Origin of the sequence: Streptomyces sp. NPDC002870, assembly GCF_042888505.1 — a bacterium.
GTDB lineage: Bacteria > Actinomycetota > Actinomycetes > Streptomycetales > Streptomycetaceae > Streptomyces.
In genome coordinates this window covers 25249-43520 of the sequence record NZ_JBIAPW010000022.1, presented here as the reverse complement: position 1 = coordinate 43520, position 18272 = coordinate 25249, and the positions used below count along the sequence as shown (strand labels likewise).

Here is an 18272-nt window from a genome sequence, read left to right as displayed (position 1 = left end):
AGAACGGCGACTGCGGGTGTGCCGGCCTCGCGGTGAAGGCCGGCACACCCGCAGGTGGTTACAGCTCTGGCTGCGCTATGGCCGTAGCCATCTGACGGACCCTGACCGGGTCGGCAGCACCGGTGTAGGCGCGGACTTCGTCAAGGGCACCGGCGAAGAACTCGCTGTTACCGATGGCCGAGCGGCCCACTTGAAGGCCGCCACTCGCGGCCCACAAGGTGGTGTCGACGCCGTGGGCCGTGGCGGCCAGCTGGCCCTGAACGTACAAGCGGAGCTCGTTGGCGACAGCGTCGTAGACGACTGCCAAGTGCTGGCCGTCGCCGCCAGTGTCGGGCAGTGCCTCACCGTCCACGAAGGAGACCACCTCGGCTCCGGCCGTGTCCGTCTTGGCCACGACCAGCTCCCACTTGCCGCCCTCGGCGTCGGCGCGGTAGCGCACCGCGAACCGGTTGGCGTTCGTTCCCGGCAGGGACAGCACGGTCTGCGACTTCTCCGGGTCCAGCGAGGTGAGCTGGACTCGGGTAGAGACAGTGAAGCTCGTGCCACCGGTGATGGGCGCCGTAGCCGTGGACGCGTAACCACCGTCGCCGGCCAGGATCAAATGCCCCTCTCCGACAAGGGCCGCAGTGTCACCCATCACGGGGTCCGGGTCGGGGCGGTAGATCGACGCGCTGCCCGACAGGTTGAGGGCCGGCCCGTAGACGGTCGTGGAACCGCTCTGCTTGCCAGTCTCAGCCGACACACCGTTGGTCGCGGTGTCCAGCTGCCAGTAGCCCTTACGGTCCGGCTTGACGGTCATCAGTTCAGCAACCTGGGCAGCAGGCAGGATCCGGTCGAAGACCCGGACCTCCGCGAGGTCACCCGTGAACTGGTCGCGGTAACCGGCCTTGGCCGTGGAACGGCCGATCTGCAGCGGGCCGTACGACTTCCACACGGACGGGCGCTGAGCGGTGCCCTTCAGCGTCTGGTTGACGTACAACTGCAGCTCGGTCTTCTGAGCGTCGTATACGCCGGTCAGCAGAACCCACTGGTCCTTGACCACGGTGAGGCCGGTGGAGACAGCCTTCCATTCGCCGATGGTGTCCACGTCCGTGACGGGGATCGAGAACGACCAAGTCTTGAGAATGGAGTCGTAGCCGAGCGTGAAGCCCGGCTCGCCGGTGCCGTCCTGGCTGACGATCGCCATGTCATGGGTGAGGTCGGTGGGCCGCACCCAGGCGCTGACGCTGAAGCCCTTCGACGAGTCGATCACCGTCTCCTCGGTGTCGAGGTAGGAGTTGGCGGTGCCGTCGAAGTGCGCGGCGGAGTCGGCCTTGCCGCCGGGGCCCTCCGCGCCGAAGGTCACGCCGCTGCCGGCATTCGCGGAGAAGGCCTCGCGCTCGTCGTGCGCCTCGGTACTGCCGGGTTCGTCCGCGAGGTTCCACTGGCCGGCGACCGGCTTGCCCTCGCTCACCTTGAAGTCGTAGCGCTGTCTCGTACTCGTGTTCTCCGCCTTGTCGACGGAGACGGCTTCGAGCCAGTGCGGACCATCACGGCTGGGCATCCAGGTCACCGACGCCGGTCCGCCGGGCGTGGCAGCGGCGATGGTGGGGGAGGCCGCCGACACCTCCCCGTCGAAGGCGTACCGGTACTTCACGACATCCGTGTCGGGCAGGGAGTCGTTGGGGTTGGGCGTGAAGGTGAAATTGCCGTACGTACCCACCCCGTCGTGCTCGACAGTGTCGGCCGGGTATTCGTTGGAGAGCACATTCGGCTTGCCGGGCAGTGTCGCGTCATAGATGAATTCGCACCGCGGGGACCACGGGCCCCAGCCGTCACCGTCGAAGGCATGGGCGCTCCAGTAGATCACCTTGTTCTGGGGGATCACGGTCTTCACCTGGTGCGTGAACTTGGTTCCCGCAATGGGTGAGAGATAGCCCGTGGTGGCGATGTACGACTGTGGCGCGCCCGCGCTGTCGGTCCACTCAACCTTGAACTGGACCTGGACCTTGTCCGTCTGACCGTTCGCGTGGTCGGGGTCACGCGCCTCGGTGGAGACGACCGGGGGTACCTCGCTGTACGGGCGGGTGGTGCCCGTCTTGCAGCTGCCGCCCGGGTTGCTGGACATCATGGCGGCCGTAATCGGCGACGGCAGCGTGTTGTAGCTGACCGACAGGTACGCGTTGCCGCAGATCCTCTTCCACTCCGCGAACCGGCTCTCGTCCGCGGCCCTCAGCCCGAGTGTCATCGACGACCAGCCGCCGTCCGCAGCCGCCTTGACCTCACTGGTGAGTTCGCCGGTGGCGCCGCTCTCGAAGTGCAGGTTCGCCTGGCTGGAGCAGGACGTAGGCGAGATGGCCTTGTCGACGGTCCCGATGTGGTCCGTCCAGTCGTCCGAGGTGTTGGACCAGTTGCTGGACGAGGTGATCGAGTAGTTCTTGCCGCCGATCCGGTACAGCCGGATCGGCTCGGCCGTCGGCGACGCACTGTAGATGTGCGCCACGCGGGCCGAGAAATTCGCGCCCAGGATCTGCTTGCCCTTGTAGAAGGACATCGGCATGGTGAACAGCAGTCGCCGCACACCGACACCGTTGCAGGACACCGGGTTGTAGTCGGTCGGGCACTTGCCCACGCCGGCGCTGTCTGCGTACTTCCAGTCCTGCTCGGTCGGCATGCCGGACATCACGCCGGTCCACGCGGTGCGCGAGGTGGTGCGCTGGATCGGGTCGATGACGACGGGGAAGACCGTGTCGGCCGACGTGAGCAGCTTCTGGTCCGGTATGAGCGTGAGTTTGCCCTTGGCGATCTCGACGCCCAGCGGAGCGGTCCTGCCGCCTCCGCCCGCGCCCTCCAGTGCGGCGGCCGGCGCCTGGCTACGGCTCTGGGCCTCGGCCCCGCTCGCGGCAAGGGCCTTGGCAACCGCCTTGGTGCCCTGGGACTTGGTCGCGGCTTCCTTGACGGCCGCCGAGTCCCACATGGTCGGCTTGCCCGCCTCGAAGACGGTGCCGCCGACGGCGGCGTCCTCCGCCCGCAGGGCGCCGGACGCATCCTCCTTCAGCTTCAGGCCGTCGGTCTTGAGCCCGAGGTCGAGCTTGGCCAGCTTCGGGTTCGACGCTGCTTCGGGGGTCTTGACGACGAGCAGGTGGCCGAATCCGTCGGCTTCGGCCCGTACGGTCAGGTCGACGCCGGGCAGCGCGTCGGCGTAAGTCGCCGTGTTGCCCTTGACGACTGGGGCCGCGAGCTTGCCGTACGGCCAGGTCAGCGAGAGTTCCCGACCCGCCCGGTGCATGGTGACGAACGGCTTGCCCGCCTCGCCGGCAGAGAACGACAAACCGACAGTGGTCGCCTTGGGCGCGAGGGAACCATCTGTGCGCTTGATCAGTGTGGCGTCGATGGGTGTCCACTTGCCGTGGCGCACCGTGCGCACCGGCTCTGTGTACTCCCGTGCGGTGAAGGTGCCGTTGGGCTCCGCGAAGATCTCGCGGCGCTCGGTTCGCAGGCCCGCGACCTCCACTCGCTGACCGCTCTTACGGGCCAAGGCCCGCGCCTGGTCCTCGGTTTCTGACGGCCCGGAGGCCGCCGCGTTCTGGGCCTTCGGTGCCTCGTCCGGCGCCGGTAGCCCGACCAGGCCGGCGGTGAGGACGGCACCCGCCGTCGCGGCTGCTGCCGCGCCACGCAGCAGTGTGCTGCGCCGTATCCGCGTGGACACGTATCTACTCCCCTTGCTGTTCACATCAGTTCCTAGAGACCCGCGCGGCCCGGTCATCGGACGACGGCGCCGAACGCGACGCCACCTGCCGGGATGCCGCCTTCGCCGGGCTTCCAGGTCTGGGTCGGGGCACCGCCCGTCGCCACGTTCCAGGGGAAGCCGTACACGGCGCGCCCCTCAGTGGGGCCGTACGGGATGCCGACGTAGAGCAGCGAGGGGCTGCTCGCGACACTCAGGCCGGCGAGGAGCTGAGTGGCGGGCGCGGACGGGATGCCGTTGCCCGGCTCGATCCAGCTGTCACCTGTGCCCGGGGCACCGAGCATCGGGAGGACCTGCACACCGCCCTTGTCGCGGTGCTCCTCCGAGGACTCCTCCCCGGGAACGCCGACCGCGAGGCGCATGGTGGAAGCGGTGCCGACCACGCTGGGCGTGGTGTTGACCGCGGTGAGGCGCTGGCCGAAGAAGTCGCCGGCCTCGGCCTCGCCCTCCACATTGGCCGTGTTCTGGTCGAGCCAGTTCAGCTGGGTGACAGCGCCCGCAGCCGTCGCGTGGTAGGTCTGCACGGCTCCGGCGTCTGCCGCGCCGGCCAGGTCCTCGCCGGGCGTGCCCACGGCGAACAGGAAGTCGGTGGCGGCACTGGCGCCCGCCGGGCGGTACGGGGCAATGGCCATGGAGGTGCCGTAGCGGTCCCCGGACTCGGCGGACGCTTCCTTACCCGGCTCACGGGTCTGGCCCATGCCCCAGGACGGCGCCGGGATGCCGTCGACGTTGATCGACGGCCGGAACGCCATCACCGCACCGGCAGCCCGGTCGGTGTCGATCGATTCGCCGGGTACTCCGACGACGAAGAGATTCCCTGCCGCCACAACCGACGCGCCGAACTGATCGTGCGCCTCGCCGGTCTCCCAGACACCGGCGCTGTCCTGCGTGATCGAAGCGACGTTCTGACCCTGGCCGTAGACACAGCTGACCTTGCCCATGTCCGGCTTACCAGGCTCGTCCTCACCGGGGATACCGATGATCAGGTAGACAATGCCCGACGCCGAAATGGTCGTGGCGACGGAGTATCCGACCCAGTCCTCGGCCTCATAAGCGTCACTCAGGAGCCCGTCGGAGCCCTGCCGGAACCCCTTGGACGGGGTGCCCTGGCCGATACCAGCAGTCGAGCCGTAGATGAGATGAACGAGCCCGGCGTCCGGAGTGGTGCCCACGTCCTCGTACGGGATGCCCACGGCGAGATCGCTGCAGCCGTCCAGGTCCGCGTCGTACACGGCGAACGAGAATCCGAACTGGTCCCCCGCCTCGGCCGAGTCGGAGACATTGGGCATGTCCTGCGAGACCTCGACGGTCCCCTTGCCGCCTCCCAGGACGACGCGGACAGCTCCCGCCCGGTCCATTCCTGAAACGGTCGCGAGCGGATCCGCGATGGCGACATCGCGGATCCCGTCCCCGTTGAAGTCGTTGTCGACGCCACCTGGACACGCGGTCGCGGCCGACGCCTGTTGCGGGGACGCAGCCCCCAGACCTACTGACAGCAACGCCGCTGCAGCGACACCGACGGCAAAGCGCCGCCAGCCCTTCCCTACGCCGGACATCTAAATTCCCACCCCACCCGTTTTGGCCATATCAGGGGTGTGACTGTGACGTGTACACAGAGATGGACTCAAGATCACAAGTCCGACATGATCATTTCTGGCTGGTCACAGATCCATCACAGGTGCTTCACAGACAGCCGCACTTTCGGCCACATCCCCCCAATCCGGCCTGAGGCCAACCCCCACTCCCGCGACCCCGTATGCTCGCGTGATCCAGCCGAGCGGCCCTTCAATGCGCCGGCCGAAGCATGAGGTGAAGAAGTGGTAAAGGGCGGTCAGCGGACCTTCGGTCCCCTGGGCACGGTGTTGGTGATCATCCCGACCTACAACGAGGCCGACAACATCGAGTTGATCGTCTCGCGGGTTCGGACCGCCGTACACGAGGCACACATCCTCGTTGCCGACGACAACAGCCCTGACGGCACCGGCAAGATCGTCGACGAACTCGCCGGCCACGACGATCACGTGCATGCCCTGCACCGTCGCGGCAAGGAGGGCTTGGGCGCGGCCTACCTGGCAGGCTTCCGCTGGGGTATCGATCACGGCTACGGCGTTCTCGTTGAAATGGACGCCGACGGCTCCCACCAGCCCGAACAGTTGCCCCGACTCCTGGAGGCGCTGCCGGAGGCAGATCTTGTCCTCGGCTCGCGCTGGGTCCCCGGCGGAAGTGTCGTGAACTGGCCCAAGTCGCGCGAGTTCCTCTCCCGCGGCGGCAGCCTCTACTCGCGAGTGCTGCTGGGCGTGCCGATTCGCGATGTGACCGGCGGCTTCCGCGCCTTCAGGAGGGAGACTCTCGAAGGGCTCGACCTGGAGAACGTCACCTCCCAGGGCTACTGCTTCCAAGTCGACCTGGCCTGGCGCACGGTGAAGGCCGGCTGCAAGGTCGCAGAGGTCCCGATCACCTTCGTGGAACGCGAGCGCGGCGACAGCAAGATGAGCCGAGCGATTGTCGCGGAAGCTCTGTGGCGGGTCACGGCGTGGGGCGTTACCGCCCGCCTCAAAGCGCTCGCGCGCCGCACCTGAAGCACGCGTGATCTGATCGACATCACACCTCATCGCTTCTCTGTGCTATTTCTGTGATGAATGTGGGGTGCCCGTAAAGGGCGTGCACAGCACTTAAGAGCAAAGAGAGCGAAGATGTCGGGACTGCAGACGACACTGGCCCCGGCGGCTTCCAGACCTGCCGCGCCTCGTGGACGGCACAGCCGGGGCGACTCCCCATCGGCGCGAATACGCAACGCGCTGATACGCGCGTTGCCCGCGCTCGCTGCGTACGCCCTGGTCAGATCTATAGGCGTGGCCTTCGTGGCCTTCCGCATCCGAGAAGACGGGCCCAGTCTCGGCCAGCTCCTCGCGGCCAAGTTCGACACGCAGTACTACGTGCACATAGCCGACTACGGCTATGCGGCCCCCATGACCGGTCTCTGCCAAGTCCAGGGCGAGCTCTGCAAGTACGCCTTCTTTCCGCTGTACCCGTCCCTGATCCGAGGGGTCTCAACCATCGTTCCGATGCCCATGGGCTATATCGCCTGGGGCATCGCCATCTCATGCGCCCTGCTCGCCGCCTGGGGCATCTTCGCGATCGCCGAGCTGCTCGTCGGACGCAAAGCCGCCTTGGTCACCGTCGTGCTCTGGGGCATCGCTCCACACGCAATGGTCCAGTCGATGGCGTACACCGAGCCCGTCTTCACCGCCATCGCCGCCTGGGCGCTGTATGCCGTCCTCACGCAGCGTTGGGGCGCGGCGGCGGCTCTGGCCGTACTCGCCGGGCTGACCCGTCCGTCCGGCGCGGCAGTCGTGGCGGCGGTGGTCATCTCGGCCATGTGGGCCCTGTTCAAGGCCATCAGAGAGCCGCGGGCGACGGTGCCAGGCCGGTCAGGGATACTGCCCCTCATCGCGTGCATCGTGACCGCGCCCCTTGGCTGGTTCGCGTGGTTCATGTGGGTGGGTTACCGCGCAGGCCGCTGGGACGGCTATTTCGTGGTCCAGGAAAAGTGGGGCAGCACCTTCGACGGGGGCACCTACACGCTGCACCGCATGGGTGAGTTGTTCTCCAAGCTGCCTGTCACGTTGAACACAGTCGTGGCCTCGGGCGCCATCACCGTCGCCGTGGTGCTGTTCATGATCTGTCTCCAGCAGCGCCAGCCCGCCGTGCTCCTCATCTACACCGCCGTCCTCCTGCTCATCGCCATCGGCGGCGCCGGCTACTTCCACTCGAAGGCGCGCTTCATCCTGCCCGCCTTTCCTCTGATCCTGCCGCTGGCGCGGGTGATCGCAGCGACGCGTCCTAAAGTGACCTACACAGTCCTCGCCTCGGCCACCCTGGTGTCGAGCGCATACGGCAGTTACCTGATGCTCGTCTGGCCACAGTCGCCCTGAACCGGGTCCGTCCCGGCACCGACGTATGCTCGCCGGGCGAAGCCGCGCACCGGAAGGCAGAACAGTGAACTACAGGGTCCAGCCCACCGCCCAGGTCGACGAGAGCGCCGAGATCGGCGCCGGGAGCAGCGTCTGGGATCTCGCTCAGATCCGCGAGGGCGCACGGCTCGGCGAGGGCTGTGTCGTGGGGCGGGGCGCCTATGTCGGCACCGGCGTCACGATGGGCGACAACTGCAAGCTGCAGAACTACGCGCTGGTCTACGAGCCCGCCGAGCTCGGCGACGGTGTCTTCATCGGTCCCGCCGTGGTGCTCACCAACGACCACAACCCGCGTTCCGTCGACCCCGAGGGCAAGCAGAAGCGCGGCGGCGACTGGGAGGCCGTCGGCGTGAAGATCGCCGACGGCGCCTCGATCGGCGCCCGCGCGGTGTGTGTCGCCCCGGTGCGGATCGGGCGCTGGTCCATGGTCGCGGCGGGCGCCGTCGTCACCAAGGACGTGCCGGACTTCGCGCTGGTCGTCGGCGTACCCGCCCGGCAGATCGGCTGGGTCGGCAAGGCCGGTGTCCGTCTGGTGGAGCGCGCGGACGAGCCCGGCGTGTGGGAGTGCCCGCAGACCGGCGCGGTCTACGCGGAGAAGGACGGCGTCCTCCACGACCGGAGCTGACACCCGTCCGGCCCCACGGCCGGAGCCGGCGCCTGTCCGGCCCGACGGCCGCAGCTGACACCCGTCCGGCTCCACGACCGGAGCCGGCGCCTGTCCGCCCGTCGACCGCAGCTGACACCGGTCCGGCTCCCCACCGCCTCTCTCCGACCCTCTCCTCGCCGCAGAGCCCACCCCGGGCTTCGATACCCTGGGGCCCTGCGTCATGTTGTGCGAAGGGAACCAGATGAAAAGCCACGTGCTCTATCTCGCGCTCGGAACGTACCGGGTACGGGCAGCACGCGAGCATGTCAAGGAACTTGCGTCCTCCGGCTCGCAGGTCGTGCTGGTCGTCGCGGACTGTGAGGAGTGGGCGGAGACCGCCGACGAGCTCTCGCGCCTGGACGGCGTGGAAGTCGTACGGCTCCCCCTCGACAAGCACGGCTCGGCATGGGCCGCCGCGAAGAAGCTGGTCGGCGACAAGTCGGGGCCCTTCGCCACGGCCGAGCGGCTGATCGCCGGTGACGCGCACGCGCTGCCGACGGCATGGGCGGCGATCCGGCGGCGGCCTGAGCTCACGCTGGAGCTGGAGCCCGCCAACACGGACGGTCACACCGCCGAGCCTTCGGACCTCGCCGTGATCACCCCCTGGTACCCCTCGCCGAACAACCCGTACGCCGGATCGTTCGTCCAGGCGATGACGTCGGCGGTGGCCGGCCAGTTCGACCGGGTCACCATCCTTCACACCGAGGACTGGGGCGGCCGCGCCTATCCCGCGCTGAACGACGCCATCAAGGTCACCCAGGACCGCCTCCGGGAGCGCCGCGACCTGATCCCGGTCGTCGACAGCCCCGAGGGCACGGTCGTCCGGGTCCCGGCGCCGCTCGCGCACCGCAAGAACTACGCGTCCTGGGTCGGCAATCAGGAGAAGGCGCTGATGGCCGCGCTGCCCACCGGCAAGATCGAGGCGCCCGTCGTACACGCCCACACCGGCATCTACGGCGGTGTGCTGGCCCTGCATCTGGCCAAGCCGGACGCGCGCGTCATCGTGACCGAGCACTCCTCGTTCCTGGACAAGGTCTTCGCCCAGCCCACCGCCCGTGAGCTGTACGAAGAGGTGCTGGAGCGGGCGGACGCGTTCCTGTGCGTCAGCTCCCGGCTGCGGGAGCAGATCGCCGCGGAGTTCCCGGCGTACGCGCACAAGCTCAGCGTCGTACCGAACATGATCGACTTCGAGCGTTTCACGCCCGGCCCGGAGCGCTCGTCCGAGCTGCTCAACTGGCTGTACGTGGGCCGGCTCATCAAGCCGAAGGGCGTCGACGAACTGCTGGAGGCCTTCGCGCTGGTGGCGCGGGAGGAGCCGCGGGCGACGCTCACCCTGGTCGGCCACGGCGTCCGCGAGGAGGATCTCACGGCCCGTGTCGAGGAGCTCGGGCTCGGCGAGCGCGTCAGCCTCCTGCCGCCGGTGTCGCCGGAAGACGTCAACGCGCTGATGCACCGTCACGATCTGCTGGTGCACCCGAGCAAGGGCGAGACCTTCGGCATGACGGTCGTCGAGGCGGTCGCCTCCGGCCTGCCCGTGCTGGCCACGCGCAGCGGCGGCCCGCAGGAGAGCCTGGCCGGCATCGAGTCCCGGTCCGGCGCGCTCATGGACATCAGCGACGACCCCAGGGTCATCGCCGACGCCTACCGGCAGCTCAGGAAGGACGCGGCCGGGATCGACCTGCCGGCGGCCCGCGAGGTGCTGGAGAGCCGGTACGGCACAGAGGCCGTCGCCAAGCAGCTGCTGGCCGTCTACGAAGGCGTGCGGCTGCCGACCCCCGAGACGGCCGTCGCGACCGGGGAACAGCCTGCCGCGGACACGCCCCGGGAACAGTCCGCCGCGGACGTGTCCGCCGTCACGAAGAGTGCCGGGGCCTCGGCCGAGAAGACCCCGGCGAGCACCGAGCCGCGCGGCCGCGCCGTCATCCTCTCGCTGACGCCTCCCGGCAAGCCCCGGCGCATCGTGGACTTCGCCAACTTCCTGATCGAGCAGAACGTCGAGGTGACGCTGGTCTCCGGCCGCGCCGCCCCGTTCTGGGAGCGCGCGGACCTGGACCGGCGTGTGCCGGTGGTCAGCATCGAGGCCGCGGAGAAGAAGCTGCGCATCCCGCGCGGCGAGCGTCTCCTCGTCTACCGCGCCCCGCGCGCGGTGTTGCGCAGGACCCGGCGGATCGCCGCCCGCAATCGCAAGTCCATCGGGCCGGAGCTCGCCGTCGCGACCGCCCAGCGGGTGCACACACGCGCCGCCAACGCCTTCCACAAGAAGATCTGGAACAAGGGCTGGGGCGAGGTCCGTCCGCAGGTGCTGTCCCGCGTGGCGCGCCGGGTGGCACTGCCCGAGGTACGGCTCGACCTCGCCGACCATGTGTTCGTCGCCGACATCAACTCCACGGTCACGGGCTGGAAGTGGGCCAAGGCCAACCCGCACCTGACCGTCACCATGCACCTGGACCGGGAGATCTACGAGCCCAAGGACGACTAAGGCTCCCTGGCAACGGCGAAGGCCCCGACCGGAGTTCCGGTCGGGGCCTTCGCCGTTGACGTATGTGTCAGTCCTCCGCGGGTGCCTCGCGGCCGGTGATGGCCCGCAGCCGCTCCTCGAAGGGCTCGAGCACCGCGTCGCGCTGGTACTTGTCCGCGTGCCTGCGCGCGGTCTCGCGCTGCTCCGGCGTCAGATCACGGGCGGCCTTGCCCGCGGCGACCATCGAGGCGGCGAGCGCGTCCACGTCCAGGCTGTCGGCGTTGAACCACAGCGGATAGCCCTCGAGCACGTCCTGTGCGGCGATGCCCGGCGCGTGCACCGAGACGATCGGATGCCCAAAGGCCATGTACTCGAAGATCTTGCCGGAGGTCACGTACTTGCCGCCGCCGGCCAGGAAGACCAGCACGTCCGCGTCCTCGTAGACGCGGCCGACCTCGGTCTTGGAGACCGGTCCGCAGTAGCGCAGTCCGGTGGCCTCTGCGCCGTTCCCGGGACCTTCGTCGTCCAGGCCGAGCTTCTGCTTCAGCGTCGCCGGGCTGTTCTTGAAGAAGCCCAGGTGGCCGTGGATCTGCAGCTCGGCGTCCGCGAGATCCGGGTGACGGCGGGCGATCTTGAACGCCTCCGCCATCTCCTCCACGGGCTGCTTGACCGTGAGCGTGCCGAGGTAGGCGAACTTCAGCGGGCGCTGTGTCTCGGTGCCGGTGGTCGCGGGCACCGCGGAGGGCTCGTCCGTGCTCTCCGCGCTCTCCTCGGCCTTCGGCAGCACATCCGCGTCCCAGCCGTTCGGGACCACCATCATGCGGTCCGCGACCTCTGGGTACCGCTCCGCGTGCCAGCCGCGGAGCGCCTCGTTCACGAACACCGCCGCCGACGCCTTGTTCAGCATCCGCTTCTCCCAGCCCCACGCGATGTGGTCCTTCGGGAAGGCGGGCTCGTCGTGGAAGAGGTCCAGCGTCCACGAGTCGCGGTAGTCCATGACGTACGGAACGCCCGTCAGCCGGTTGAAGAGCCAGGCAGCGCCGAAGGAGGCGAACGGGTTGCCGGTGGCGACGACGACGTCGAAGCGCTTGTTCGAGTGGAGCTTCAGCGCCCGCAGGACGGAGGCCCAGGCCCAGGACGAGTAGCGCTCCGGGAAGAGCTTCGTCTGGCTGAGGTGGTAGACGCGCTTGGCCATCAGCGGGAAGCTGCGGCGCAGCCAGCTGAACTCACGCAGATCCTGCTGCCAGGTGTACTGGTTCAGGGCGGGCCGCTCGACCCGGATGCTCGGGTCGACGGTCTCCGACAGGCCTTCGTCCACCGAGCCGATCCTCTTGTAGAGGAAGTCCAGCGGGGAGGCGAAGACAGTGACGTCCCAGCCCTTCTCCACCAGGTGGTTGGCCGTCGCCCTGGCGCGGTACACACCGCTCGCCCGGGAGGGCGGGAAGTAGAACGCCAGGTAGAGCACGCGGGGCCGCCGGCCGCTGCGGTTCTTCATGAAACTTCCTCTTGTGTGAGATCAGCGAGCGGCTGAGGTCTGCGGGGAAACGTCGGAGTCGATGCCGTAGCTGACCCTCGGGACTGCGAGGCCTTCAGACTCCCACGCCTCCATCAGTTGTACTGCGCGGGGCACCGACAGCGCATCAGCGACCACGAGGAGTTCCGGACCCTTGCGCGGTGAGAAGGCACGCCAGACCATCCGGTCGGCGAATTTCGGCCAGATCCGGCGGTGCAGCGGAACGAATACCCGCCGGTGCACTCGCCCCGCCACCCGGCGCTCGTACGCCTTCAGGGCCCGCTTCGCCTTGGCGCGCAGCGGGCCGCGCCCGGCGACGCGCACCACGAGCCGCGGCACACGGTAGAGCACCAGACGCTCCACCCGGCGCGGCAGATGGTGCGCCTCGAGCTCGTCGGCGGTCACCAGCTCGACGCCGGGGGCGAGGGTCTGGTCGAGCCAGGGCGTGCGCTGGGAGACCAGCACGACGGCCCGGCCGCCGCGCGCCGCCACTTCCGCCGACTCTTCGACGACGGCCCGCTTGCGCGAGGCGCCGAGAGCCAGGAACAGGACCTGCATGTCACTCCATCACGGGGAGTCGGGGAACCAGAGACGGTAGTGCGCCTGGGCGACGGCCTCGTAGCCGTACTGCGCGGCCAGCTGCTCCTGGGCACGCTTCAGATCCAGACCGCTGCTGTCGAAGCGGCCGCGCAGGCGCCGGTAGCCGTCACTGATCGACTCGGCGTTCTCTTCCACATCAATGAGCTCGCCGGCCGCGTCCTCAATGCCGGCCAGGGTCTTCTCGGGTCCGCCGCAGCGGGTCACCAGCACCGGCATTCCGGCGGCGATGCCCTCCACGATGGTCATGCCGAAGGTCTCGTACCGGCTCGGGTGGACCAGCAGGTCGTTCTCGCGCATCAGGTCGAGCGCCTGCTCGTGCGGGATCGAACCGGGCAGGTTCACGGCGTCGCTCAGCCCGAGCTCGGCCACCCGCGCGGTCAGCGGCTTACGCAGCGGGCCCTCGCCGACCATCGTCAGCGTCAGCGTCGGGTCCTCGGCGTGGCACTGGGCGAAGGCCTCGACCAGCCAGTTGACGCCCTTCAGCTCGACCATGCTGCCCAGGTAGAGCCACTTGCGCAGCTCGGTGACCGGGGCAGGGCGGCTCACGTCGAAGGAGATCGGGTTGGGGATGCGCAGGATCTTGTCCGCGTGGTGCGGGAACTGCTTGCTGAGCACCTCGGTGACCTTGTCGCCGACGGCGAAGAAGCCGGCGACGCGGGCCAGCAGCTCGTCGTAGAGCTCGACGGCCTCGGGGTCCTGGAAGACCCGCTCGAGGAACGAGGCGTGCTCGGTGACGAAGACCTTCGCGTCGGGGCGGGCGTTCTGCACGGCCGCCCAGCCGCTCGGCAGCCCGACATGGGCGTGCACGACAGGGGCGTCGATGGGCTTGTCGCCGAGGACCGCGCGCAGCTGCCGCTCATGACTGCGGGACTGGGCGCCGTAGTCCTGGCCGCGTGGAGTGGTGACCGGGAAGTGCACCAGCTCGGCGCCGCCGGCGGTGGGCACACGGTGTGTGGCACGGGTCACGAGTTTGCCATTGGCCGCTTCCACCGCTTGGGTGGTGGTGGCGTCCATCGGGGCGACCCAGGGGTCACAGTGATAGACCACGAAGCTGTCACAGCCCGGGGCCGTCGCACCGACCATCGCCTGGACGAAGGAACCTCGGAAAGGCAGCTCACGTGTGGGATACCACGGCGTGACCACGGCCGCATCCCTGGATGCTGCCTCTTTCATTACCGACTTCCTCCCCGGAGCACACGTCGAAGCGTCACTTTATCATCGGACGGAATTCGGTCTTCGGTCCCAGCCGTCGGCCCATACCCAAGGTCTCAAGGAGCAGTTCAACGTGAAGGTCATCAGCGTCGTCGGAGCTCGTCCCCAATTGGTCAAACTCGCACCGATCGCCGCTGCGTTCGCGGAGACCGACCATCAGCATGTGATTGTTCATACAGGCCAGCACTACGACGCCGACCTGTCCGACGTCTTCTTCTCCGGTCTCGGCATTCCGGACCCGGATGTCCACCTCGGCATCGGCTCGGGCAGCCACGGCGCCCAGACCGGCGGTGTGCTCACGGCGATGGACCCGGTCCTCGACGCCGAGCAGCCCGACTGGGTGCTGGTGTACGGCGACACGAACTCCACGCTGGCCGGCGCGCTGTCCGCGGTGAAGATGCACCTCCCCGTCGCGCACCTGGAGGCCGGGCTGCGCTCCTTCAACCGCCGGATGCCGGAGGAGCACAACCGCATCCTCACCGACCACGCGGCCGACCTGCTGCTCGCGCCGACCGAGGAGGCCATGAAGCACCTGGCGGCCGAGGGCCTCGCGGGGCGTTCCGTGCTCGCCGGTGACGTGATGGTCGACGTGTGCCTGCGGATCAGGGACGCGGTGCTGGCCGGCGAGCACCCGAAGCCGGTGCTGCCGGAGGGCGTCGACCCCCAGGCGCCGTACCTGCTCGCGACTCTGCACCGGCCGGACAACACCGACGACCCGGAGCGCCTCGCGGCGATCGTCGACTCGCTCGCGAACCTGCCGGTGCCGGTGGCGCTGCTGGCGCACCCGCGCCTCGTCGTGCGCGCCGAGGAGCACGGCATCAAGCTGAACCAGGGCTCGCTGCACTCGGGCCGTCCGCTGCCGTACGCCGGCCTTGTGGCGGCCGTCCTCGGCTCGGCCGGTGTGGTCACGGACTCGGGTGGTCTGCAGAAGGAGGCGTTCCTGCTGGACCGCGTCTGCACCACGATCCGCCCGGAGACGGAGTGGGTGGAGACGCTGGAGAACGGCTGGAACCAGTTGGTGCCGAACCCGTTCGAGCTCGGTGCGGCCCAGTGGGCGGCCACGGCGACCCGTCCGGCCCCCGGCACCGACCGCGGCATCCCCTACGGCGACGGCCAGGCAGCCCGTCGCGTGGTGCAGTTCCTGGAGCAGCACAAGCGCTAGGGAGTACGCCGAAGGCCCGGGGCGCCTCTTCAGGCGCCCCGGGCCTTCGTCTTGGCCACTGACCTCGCTCAGCCGCCGATGACGACGCGGCGTACGCCGTCCCAGCGGGCCGGGTCGGTGGTGCGGCGACCGTCGACCAGGACGCGGACGTCCGGCAGGTCGGAGGCGGCCAGCTCGCGGTACTCGGCGTGGTCGGCCTGCAGGATCGCGGCGGTGACCGTCTCGCCCTCGTGCGGGGTCAGGCCGTGTGCGGCCAGCTCCTCGGAGGTGTACATCGGGTCGGAGACGTACGGCACCGCGCCGCGCGCCTTCAGCGCCTCGACGGTCGGGAAGACGCCCGAGAAGGCCGTCTCCTTCACGCCGCCGCGGTAGGCGGCGCCCAGCACGAGCACCTGGACGTCCTTCAGGTCGCCGTAGGCGGCGCCCAGCAGGTCCACGGCGTACTCGGGCATGGCGGCGTTCGCCTCGCGCGCCGAGCGCACGACGGTGGCCTCCGGGTCGTTCCACAGGTACATCCGCGGGTAGATCGGGATGCAGTGGCCGCCGACAGCGATGCCGGGCTGGTGAATGTGGCTGTACGGCTGCGAGTTGCAGGCCTCGATGACCTTCTTGACGTCGATGTCGTTCTTGTCGGCGAACCGGGCGAACTGGTTCGCCAGGCCGATGTTGACATCGCGGTAGGTGGTCTCGGCGAGCTTCGCCAGCTCGGAGGCCTCGGCGGTGCCGAGGTCCCACACGCCGTTCGGCTGCGCCAGGTCCGCGCGCTCGTCGAAGTCGAGCACCTGCTCGTAGAACTCCACACCGTGCTTCGCGGAGGCCTCGTCGATGCCGCCGACGAGCTTCGGGTAGCGGCGCAGGTCGGCGAAGACACGGCCGGTGAGCACCCGCTCCGGCGAGAAGACCAGGTGGAAGTCCTTGCCCGCGGTCAGGCCGGAGCCCTGCTCGAGCATCGGCGCCCAGCGGGCACGGGTGGTGCCGACCGGCAGCGTGGTCTCGTACGAGACGAGCGTGCCGGGCTTGAGACCCTTCGCGATCGCCTTCGTCGCGGAGTCCATCCAGCCGAAGTCCGGGGTGCCTTCGGCGTCCACGAACAGCGGGACGACGACCACGACGGCCTCGGACTGGGCGACGGCGGCCGCGGTGTCCGTGGTGGCGCTCAGCAGACCGGCGTCGACGGACTGCTTCAGCAGCCGGTCGAGGTCGTGCTCGCCCGGGAAGGGCTCGGTGCCGGCGTTGACCAGCTCGACGACCTTCTCGTTGACGTCGGCGCCGATGACCTTGTGGCCCTTGGCCGCGAACTGCACGGCGAGCGGAAGCCCGATCTTGCCGAGCGCTACTACACAGATATTCATCGGGTTACTTTCCTCTTCACACGGACCAGCAGCGGGCGCACCCGCAGCCACCACTTGTTTTGGGGCGGGAACAGCAGACCGGTCACGATGACCATGCGGCCCTTGATGTTCACACGTGCGCCCACGCGATACTGGGTGCCGCTGCGCCAGCGCCGGGCCAGCGGCATCGGTTTGTCCTGGCCGCTCACCGGGATCTCGTACGTCCAGCCCGCGACGTCGACGTAGACGCGGACTCCGAGCGAGGCCGGCCGGGGCTCTATCGGGATACGGCCACGGAGCACCGTTCCGGTGCCGTCCTCCGTCGCCTCCTGGGTGAACTCCCCCACCGGGGCGGGAAGTTCGTGTCCGACGGGCAGCCGGCGGCCGCCGGCACGGTCGGCGCTCTTGGGCATGGCGCCCTGGACGAGCCGGATGACGGCCGACTCGGTGTCGCCGCTCAGCCCCAGCCGGACGGCGATGACCAGCGACAGATTGTTGCCGTCCTGCTCCCACTCGGCGCTCAGCAGCTCCGTGTTGGCGGCGAGCTGCTTGGCCACCGAGTCCTTGGTGACCTCGAAGACGCGGTCCGGGATGTTCAGCAACGGGTCGCGGAAGCCCGGGTAGCGGGCGAACGCGCGCTCGCCCTCCAGGTGGAACGGCGGCGGGCCGCTCCGGGTCTCGGACTCGATCGCCTCGACCAGCGCGTCCACCGCGCCGTACTGCGCCAGCACGATCCTCACCCGCCGGATGAGCTCCAGCTCGTCCCGCAGCTCGTCCGTGAGGTACGCGTCGGCCAGCTCGGCGATCCCGGCGGCCACCTCGCGCCGGGTCTGCGGATCGAGCGCCGGGAAGTCCTCCTTGACGAGCTTGAAGATCTCCCAGGTGAAGTGGCGCTTGAAGAGGAAGTCCCGCTTGGGCCCGGCCTCGACCAGTCCCGCGGCGTGGGCCATGATCGTCTTGAAGGACCCAAGACGGCGCAGATGGCTGGACCCGTAGGTGATGTTGCTCGCGTCGTGGCGCTTGACCGCGTAGTAGTACGTGTAGTCCGCGAGCACCGAGATCTTCCGGGCGTTGAGGCACGCCTCCAGCGTGAACGGCATGTCGCTGCCGACCCGCAGTTCCTCGTTGAACCGCAGCTTGTGCTTCTCCACCAGCTCACGGCGGAACAGCTTGATGTTGGCCATCGTGAAGGGCAGCGCCGAGTCGAACAGGTCGACGTCCGGGTCGCTCTTCTTGAACAGCGCCTGATGGGCGTAGCGGCCGTTCTTGCCGACCATCTTGCCGATCACGATGTCCGAGTCCTGCTCGTCGGCGCAGGCCACCATCCGCTTGAGCGCGTCCTTGCCGAGGTGGTCGTCGGAGCCGATGAAGAAGACGAAACGTCCGGTGGCCGCCTCGAGCCCCCTGTTGCTGGGCGTCGCGGGGCCACCGGAGTTCGCCTGGTGGATCACCTTGATCGTGTCCGGGTACTTCTTGGCGAAGCGGTCGAGGACCGCTCCGCTGCCGTCCGTGGAACCGTCGTCCACGGCGACGATCTCAAGCCTGTCCAGGCCGATGCTCTGCCCGACGAGGGAGTTGAGACATTCCGTCAGATACCGGCCCGTGTTGTACACGGCCGTGATGACGGTGACATCAGGACTGGTCAAGGC

At 68.9% G+C, this 18272-nt stretch carries 12 protein-coding genes; 5 read left to right on the top strand and 7 right to left on the bottom strand.

Features of this window, described 5'->3' with window-relative positions:
- Nucleotides 1–58: 58 nt before the first annotated feature.
- Together ACFYWY_RS24640 and ACFYWY_RS24635 are read right to left on the bottom strand one after the other, a co-directional pair.
- Nucleotides 59–3688 (bottom strand): LamG domain-containing protein, encoded by a 3630-nt coding sequence (locus ACFYWY_RS24640; protein WP_389190182.1) that lies wholly within the window; start codon nt 3686–3688, stop codon nt 59–61.
- A gap of 53 nt (nt 3689–3741) precedes the next feature.
- Complete coding sequence (locus ACFYWY_RS24635) at nt 3742–5283, bottom strand: FG-GAP repeat domain-containing protein (protein WP_389190181.1); 1542 nt, start codon at nt 5281–5283, stop codon at nt 3742–3744.
- 261 nt (nt 5284–5544) lie between these two features.
- Here ACFYWY_RS24635 and ACFYWY_RS24630 point away from each other — a divergent pair, with 261 nt between their 5' ends.
- The 4 genes from ACFYWY_RS24630 (at nt 5545) to ACFYWY_RS24615 (ending at nt 10826) form a co-directional block, all read left to right on the top strand.
- Nucleotides 5545–6306, top strand: coding sequence for a polyprenol monophosphomannose synthase (locus ACFYWY_RS24630; RefSeq protein WP_389190180.1), 762 nt, complete (start codon nt 5545–5547; stop codon nt 6304–6306).
- A 114-nt stretch (nt 6307–6420) separates the two neighbouring features.
- Entirely contained in the window at nt 6421–7662 is a 1242-nt protein-coding gene (locus ACFYWY_RS24625) for a hypothetical protein (protein ID WP_389190179.1), read from the top strand.
- A gap of 64 nt (nt 7663–7726) precedes the next feature.
- Nucleotides 7727–8326: an acyltransferase gene (locus ACFYWY_RS24620; protein WP_389190178.1), complete on the top strand. Its 600-nt coding sequence runs from the start codon at nt 7727–7729 to the stop codon at nt 8324–8326.
- 223 nt (nt 8327–8549) lie between these two features.
- Entirely contained in the window at nt 8550–10826 is a 2277-nt protein-coding gene (locus ACFYWY_RS24615) for a glycosyltransferase (protein WP_389190177.1), read from the top strand.
- 67 nt (nt 10827–10893) lie between these two features.
- On the opposite strand, the gene ACFYWY_RS24610 is transcribed toward ACFYWY_RS24615, so the two are convergent.
- Genes ACFYWY_RS24610 through ACFYWY_RS24600 form a run of 3 tightly spaced genes read right to left on the bottom strand, consistent with a single transcriptional unit; the run spans nt 10894 to nt 14091 of the window.
- Complete coding sequence (locus tag ACFYWY_RS24610; protein WP_389190176.1) at nt 10894–12300, bottom strand: glycosyltransferase; 1407 nt, start codon at nt 12298–12300, stop codon at nt 10894–10896.
- A 21-nt stretch (nt 12301–12321) separates the two neighbouring features.
- Nucleotides 12322–12876: a hypothetical protein gene (locus tag ACFYWY_RS24605; protein WP_389190175.1), complete on the bottom strand. Its 555-nt coding sequence runs from the start codon at nt 12874–12876 to the stop codon at nt 12322–12324.
- A 9-nt stretch (nt 12877–12885) separates the two neighbouring features.
- A complete protein-coding gene (locus tag ACFYWY_RS24600; protein ID WP_389190174.1) occupies nt 12886–14091 on the bottom strand; it encodes a glycosyltransferase in 1206 nt (401 codons plus the stop codon).
- A 112-nt stretch (nt 14092–14203) separates the two neighbouring features.
- On the opposite strand from ACFYWY_RS24600, the gene wecB reads away from it, so the two are divergent.
- The gene (gene wecB / locus ACFYWY_RS24595) at nt 14204–15292 is read left to right on the top strand and encodes a non-hydrolyzing UDP-N-acetylglucosamine 2-epimerase (RefSeq protein WP_389190173.1); all 1089 of its coding nucleotides are present in this window, start codon (nt 14204–14206) and stop codon (nt 15290–15292) included.
- 68 nt (nt 15293–15360) lie between these two features.
- On the opposite strand, the gene ACFYWY_RS24590 is transcribed toward wecB, so the two are convergent.
- Complete coding sequence (locus ACFYWY_RS24590) at nt 15361–16644, bottom strand: nucleotide sugar dehydrogenase (RefSeq protein ID WP_389190172.1); 1284 nt, start codon at nt 16642–16644, stop codon at nt 15361–15363.
- The gene (locus tag ACFYWY_RS24585; protein WP_389190171.1) at nt 16641–18269 is read right to left on the bottom strand and encodes a glycosyltransferase; all 1629 of its coding nucleotides are present in this window, start codon (nt 18267–18269) and stop codon (nt 16641–16643) included. Before ACFYWY_RS24585 ends, ACFYWY_RS24590 begins: the two co-directional genes overlap by 4 nt.
- Between the last annotated feature and the right edge of the window lie 3 nt (nt 18270–18272).

Coding starts and splice junctions, on each gene's coding strand:
- ACFYWY_RS24625 (WP_389190179.1), top strand. CDS start 6,421: ATGTCGGGACTGCAGACGACACTGGCCCCGGCGGCTTCCAGACCTGCC.
- ACFYWY_RS24590 (WP_389190172.1), bottom strand. CDS start 16,644: ATGAATATCTGTGTAGTAGCGCTCGGCAAGATCGGGCTTCCGCTCGCC.
- ACFYWY_RS24635 (WP_389190181.1), bottom strand. CDS start 5,283: ATGTCCGGCGTAGGGAAGGGCTGGCGGCGCTTTGCCGTCGGTGTCGCT.
- ACFYWY_RS24615 (WP_389190177.1), top strand. CDS start 8,550: ATGAAAAGCCACGTGCTCTATCTCGCGCTCGGAACGTACCGGGTACGG.
- ACFYWY_RS24600 (WP_389190174.1), bottom strand. CDS start 14,091: ATGAAAGAGGCAGCATCCAGGGATGCGGCCGTGGTCACGCCGTGGTAT.
- ACFYWY_RS24605 (WP_389190175.1), bottom strand. CDS start 12,876: ATGCAGGTCCTGTTCCTGGCTCTCGGCGCCTCGCGCAAGCGGGCCGTC.
- ACFYWY_RS24610 (WP_389190176.1), bottom strand. CDS start 12,300: ATGAAGAACCGCAGCGGCCGGCGGCCCCGCGTGCTCTACCTGGCGTTC.